We start from the raw sequence: 5417 nt of genomic DNA on the forward strand, positions 1-5417 counted from the left end.
CTGCCCGCAATAGTGCAAAGTCAATAAAGTATTTATTAGAAAATGGGGCAAACCTTGAAGCACGAGATAAAGATGGGTTTACTCCTTTACATTGTGCTGTTATCTCTAATCGTACAAAGGGAGTAAAGTGCCTAGTGGAAAGAGGGGCAAATCTTGAAGTACAAGATAAAGATGGATGTACTCCTTTATTTTATGCTAAATGCGTACATAACGATAAGATAATAAAACTTTTACAAGAAAAAGCTGAGAGTAAAAAAGACTTAGATAGGAATGTATTGAAAGAAACAAAAAATCAGCATTCCAAAACAAATGAAGTGTCATTAAAAAAAGTAGAAAAAAAGCCACCGTTATCAAAAATTGCCTACGTAAGCCTTGTAACAACGTCAATGGTAGGTTCTATCCTTAGTATTGTTTCAGGATTGTTTGTTCTATCGATGATTACAACTTCTGTAACATCTGCGTTGGTAGCTAGCGGCATTACATACACAATGTCAAAACCCACCACTGAATTGAAAGGAGTAGCTATTGAAGGCTTGGTACAACATGGTGTTGGTGAGGTTTAATTTGTAGCAATATCTGCTTTACTAGTCCCTGGTAACTTTGATATAGTTACTTTAGTTAATCTATAAAAGTTTATAAATGGCAACTTTAAGCGTGAGAGAAGCTTTATGCATAGCAATCAGAGAAGAAATGCAAAATAACCCTGATGTGTTTATCATGGGGGAAGAAGTCGCAGAATATGATGGTGCTTATAAAGTAACGAAAGGGTTGCTAAAAGAGTTTGGAGAGAATAGGGTGATTGATACACCTATTACCGAACATGGATTTGCTGGTCTTGCTGTTGGAGCAGCATTTGCTGGACTTAGGCCAATTGTTGAGTTTATGACTTTTAATTTTTCTATGCAGGCTATCGATCAGATTGTAAATTCTGCAGCAAAAACAAATTATATGTCAGGTGGACAACTTGGATGCCCTATAGTATTTCGTGGACCAAACGGCGCTGCAGCGAGAGTTGCTGCACAACACTCTCAATGCTTTGCATCTTGGTATTCGCATGTACCAGGATTAAAAGTAATAGCACCCTATTTTGCCTCCGATTGCAGAGGTCTGCTTAAAGCTGCAATTCGTGATCCGGATCCAGTGATATTTCTAGAAAACGAGATTGCTTATGGACATGAGCACGAAGTTCCTGACTCTGAGCTATCGAATAAAGACTATTTACTTGAGATAGGCAAGGCTGCTGTTATACGGGAAGGAAAGGATGTGACTATCACTGCTTTCTCACTGCAATTAATGGATGCTTTGAATGCAGCAGATTTACTCTCTAGTAAAGGTATAGAAGCTGAAGTTATTGACCTGAGAACCTTAAGGCCACTTGATACTGAAACTATTATTAACTCTATCAAGAAAACTAATAGATTGGTCAGCGTAGAAGAGGGTTGGCCATTTGCAGGAATCGGCGCAGAGCTTTCGGCTACGGTTATGGAGCAGGGATTTGACTATCTTGATGCTCCAGTTGTACGCGTAACAGGTAAGGATGTTCCTTTACCCTATGCTGCAAATTTGGAGAAAAAAGCATTACCGCAAGCGGAAGATATAGTTGAAGCTGTGCACCTGGTTTGCTTTAGAAAGGCTTAGCTATTTAGCAGGAAGAGCGTAGCTAAACCGAGAAATATAAAAGCTGAAAGAATATCGGTTGTTGCTGATGTTAGAATTGAAGAGGAAACTGCAGGGTCGGATTTTAAACGATGGAGCATTATAGGAATGAAAGTTCCGATAAATGTTGCAATGATCGACATCATAATCATGGAAGCTACAAAAATGATCTCCACTTTGAAGCTGTGAAATCTCACTGCTAATACTACGAGTGAAATAGTAGATAGAATTATTCCATTTATAAGACCTATTAGAAACTCTTTTATCAGTATTCTGTTTGCATTTTGCTCAGTTAAATGTTTTGTTGCGATTGCTCTGATGGTGAGTGTTACTGTTTGGGATCCTGCGTTTCCGCTCATCGACGCAATTATTGGCATAACTATTGGCAGTACTACAAAACTCTTTATTACGTTGTCGAAAAAGCCAACTACTATAGAGCATATCGTTGCGGCTAAGAGGTTGAACAACAACCAAGGTAGTCTTTGAATTATAGTTTTATGTATAGGGGCATTTATATCAGCTTTGGATGACACACCGCTTATTTTTAGTACGTCCTCTTCTGTTTCTTGTTGGACAACTTTTATTACATCTTCGATTAAGATCACACCGATGATTTTACCGCGCTTATTTACTACTGGAGCGGATAATAGAGAGTAATCTTTAAATATTCTTGCAACTTCTTCTTGGTCCACTCCAGTTTTGATGATCTTTATCTCCTGGCTCATTATCTCTTTTATTGTTGTTTCTCCCGAATGAGATATTACCTTGTTTAAATTAACACTACCTATAGGTTCTAATTTTGAGTTGATGACAAAAATCTGATGGAATGTTTCTGGTATTTTTCTATAGTTGCGCAAGAATTCTGTTAGCTGGTTTATTGTCCAATAATATGGAGCTATAACCATGTTTTTATGTATCAACCTTCCTGCACTTTCTTCTGGGTATGATAACAACTCCTCTACTAACTTTTGAGTTGTGTCGGGCAAATAGTGAAGTATGTTTTCTATAGACTTTCTATCCAAGTCCTTCACTATGGTTACTATGTCTTCTACATCAAGAAGAGTGAGTAACTTTGCCGTATTTTCTACTCCCAATGTTTCTATAATTTCCACTTGTAAATCTGGTACTACATGCACTAGGGCATCACTTAACAAATGTTGATCTAGGATACTAACTAATTTTTCCCTGTGGTCACTGATTGAAGTAGATAAAAAATAGGCTAACTGAACGCTATCTATTGTTTTTACGATATTGCGAACGTTTTCTAGCTCCTCATTATCAAGTGACTCGATTAGGTCATCAATAGCCTTGTTACCTAAGCCATAGTGGGAATTTACTTCAATATTCATATCTTCACCTTACTTCTTAATACATATACATGCTTGATCCCTTTAAACATTAGAGTATAATAAGATTGTTTTAAATTAACTACTATATGGTTAAATTTCTGTTTTGTGTACTGTTATTGCTATTGATAGTGAATATATTAAAATCTAAAGCATAATGAAAGCTTATTTAGAAATTTTTGAACACTTTCAGAGCTTAGGTAAGAGTATTTCTGTCATTAGGAGGTGTCTTTGACATAGAAAAATTGAAATCACGCCTTGCAGAGCTAGAATCTCAGGCTACAGGTGATGATCTATGGCAGGACAACCAAAAAGCACAAGAAATTTTAAAAGAACGTTCTAAAATCAAAAATGATGTTGAGTCATTTTCAAAGTTAGAAAGTGATTACAACGATGCTATCAGCCTAATGAAATTTGCTATTGATGAGAATGATGAGGAATTTTTCTCTGAAGTTGAAAATGAATTAGTGAAGCTAGAGAAATTAATCAAGCGCAAGGAAACAGAATCTTTATTTACTGGCGAAGCAGATAATAATGACTGTTTCTTGGAAATTCACTCAGGAGCTGGCGGAACAGAGAGCAATGATTGGGCTGAAATGCTCATGCGTATGTATATGAGGTGGGCAGAGATTTATCACAACTTTAAAGTTGAAGTTGTAGAGAAATTGGAGGGAGAATCGGTTGGCATAAAATCTGCAACGATAAAAATCGTTGGAGAAAAAGCTTATGGATGGGCAAAAAGCGAAAGTGGTATTCACAGACTGGTCAGAATATCACCATTTGATGCAAACAGCAAACGTCATACCAGTTTTGCAAGCGTAGGGGTGACACCGGTGATAGAAGATTCAATTGATATTGCTGTAGATGAAAAGGATCTAAAGATCGACACCTACCGCGCTTCAGGGGCAGGCGGTCAGCATGTAAACAAAACTGAAAGCGCAGTGCGCATTACGCATATTCCAACAGGTGTCATAGTTCAATGCCAAAATAGCCGTTCCCAGCATCAAAACAGGCATGAGGCATTGAGATTGCTTAAAGGACGTTTATACCAAATTGAGCTGGAAAAAAAAGAGCGGGAAATGGCTGAAGAATACGGCAAGAAATGCGACATAGGCTGGGGTAATCAAATCAGATCATATGTTGTGCATCCATATCAAATGGTGAAGGATTTAAGAACCGGATATGAGGTGGGCAATATAAATTCCGTCTTTGATGGTAATATAGACTGTTTCATAGTTAGTGTGCTGACTAATAAAAATTAGGTGGATTGATTTTTTATTGTGATATGTTCATAAAACCTCACTATCACTACAAGCTTGTATATGACCTATTTCCGTTGTGTGCTACCGTGTTGCTCTATAGACAATATGCCACCATCGTCGGAGAGCAAATTGCGTGCTGGCTCACTTTGTTTAAGGCTTTCAATTGCCTGCTTCTTATCAGCTTCAGTGCGTGCATTAAAACTACATTGAAGATCTACACCACCTTCAGTAAGACTACATTGCAAGCCAAAACCAGCAGCAAAACCTTCTGTTTCATCAGGAAGATTTCCAGCAATGATTCCCTTTATAGTAACATTTTGGTCATTTGCAGTTGTTCGTATCATTCCTTTGCCATCTTTGATATCGCCATCTGCAATCCTTGCCACAACAATCCGATCTATAGCTTGTTTATCTTTCATTACTCGGGATATTACTTCTATATCTGACTGATCCTGATCTGTATCATCCTGTTGCTCCAATTTATCAGCTTCTTCTTTTATGCGTTTTTTGTACTTTTCTTCACTTCTCACTTTGACTTCATTTACTTCTATACTTGTATCTTTTTGATTGAAGAAATCTCTATTGATGTAATAAAAAATAAGCGCAGGTATCAGTGAAGTCATTAGATTTGATATAATACACGGGATTAAAATTATAGCAGCAACAATATAGATGAGGATTCTAGCTGTAAACTTTAGTATTTTGGATAGTTTAGAATCGTTCTTGTGAGCACTAACAGCATTCAAAAAAAGGTAGACACACACAATTGATGCTATTGTTGCAGCAGTGGGCACGATAATTGGAACAAGTAAAAGAGCGTTGACTAGCTTTTTCCAGGTACTAGTTGGTTTGGCGCTACTACTTAGCGATGCGAGATAGTTTTGGCCAGCATTGGCAACCCATTTTGTACTTGATAAGACTCTCTCACTATTTTTTTTAGATAAATTAACTTTCATTGGCTTTACCATACTTATGATTATGCCAATTATACTAATAATGAATATAGTAAAATCAACATAAAATTTTTACTTCTGTATTTTTCGTTATTACGGAACAAAAAAACTACTTGACAACCTTCGCCGTTATCCTTATCATAGCAGTGAAGCTATTTGTTTAACTTCCCAATCTGTACAGGTTAAAATGACAAGAGAAC

The 5417-nt window shown here is 37.0% G+C and carries 5 protein-coding genes; 3 read left to right on the top strand and 2 right to left on the bottom strand.

What is annotated here, in order from left to right:
- Together DM84_RS04655 and DM84_RS04660 are read left to right on the top strand one after the other, a co-directional pair.
- The coding region (locus tag DM84_RS04655) for an ankyrin repeat domain-containing protein (RefSeq protein ID WP_250778708.1) at positions 1–563 on the top strand (563 nt) is incomplete at its 5' end.
- 76 nt (positions 564–639) lie between these two features.
- Entirely contained in the window at positions 640–1638 is a 999-nt protein-coding gene (locus tag DM84_RS04660) for a pyruvate dehydrogenase complex E1 component subunit beta (protein WP_250778709.1), read from the top strand.
- Here DM84_RS04660 and mgtE read toward each other — a convergent pair.
- A complete protein-coding gene (mgtE, locus tag DM84_RS04665) occupies positions 1635–3005 on the bottom strand; it encodes a magnesium transporter (RefSeq protein ID WP_250778710.1) in 1371 nt (456 codons plus the stop codon). The two genes, DM84_RS04660 and mgtE, sit on opposite strands and share 4 nt — an antisense overlap.
- Before the next feature lie 154 nt (positions 3006–3159).
- Between mgtE and prfB the strand changes: the two genes are divergently transcribed.
- Positions 3160–4264 (top strand): peptide chain release factor 2 gene (gene prfB / locus DM84_RS04670; protein WP_250778712.1). Its coding sequence is split into 2 segments (ribosomal slippage): positions 3160–3234 and positions 3236–4264, totalling 1104 coding nucleotides; the frame shifts between segments, so codons are not numbered across the junction.
- A 65-nt stretch (positions 4265–4329) separates the two neighbouring features.
- On the opposite strand, the gene DM84_RS04675 is transcribed toward prfB, so the two are convergent.
- Complete coding sequence (locus tag DM84_RS04675; RefSeq protein ID WP_250778714.1) at positions 4330–5220, bottom strand: hypothetical protein; 891 nt, start codon at positions 5218–5220, stop codon at positions 4330–4332.
- Positions 5221–5417: the final 197 nt, after the last annotated feature.

It is taken from the genome of Wolbachia pipientis, assembly GCF_023661085.1.
Classification (GTDB): domain Bacteria; phylum Pseudomonadota; class Alphaproteobacteria; order Rickettsiales; family Anaplasmataceae; genus Wolbachia.

Bases quoted from the DNA above. Each gene is read 5' to 3' on its own strand.
- DM84_RS04660 (WP_250778709.1), top strand. From the start codon at position 640: ATGGCAACTTTAAGCGTGAGAGAAGCTTTATGCATAGCAATCAGAGAA.
- mgtE (WP_250778710.1), bottom strand. From the start codon at position 3,005: ATGAATATTGAAGTAAATTCCCACTATGGCTTAGGTAACAAGGCTATT.
- DM84_RS04675 (WP_250778714.1), bottom strand. From the start codon at position 5,220: ATGAAAGTTAATTTATCTAAAAAAAATAGTGAGAGAGTCTTATCAAGT.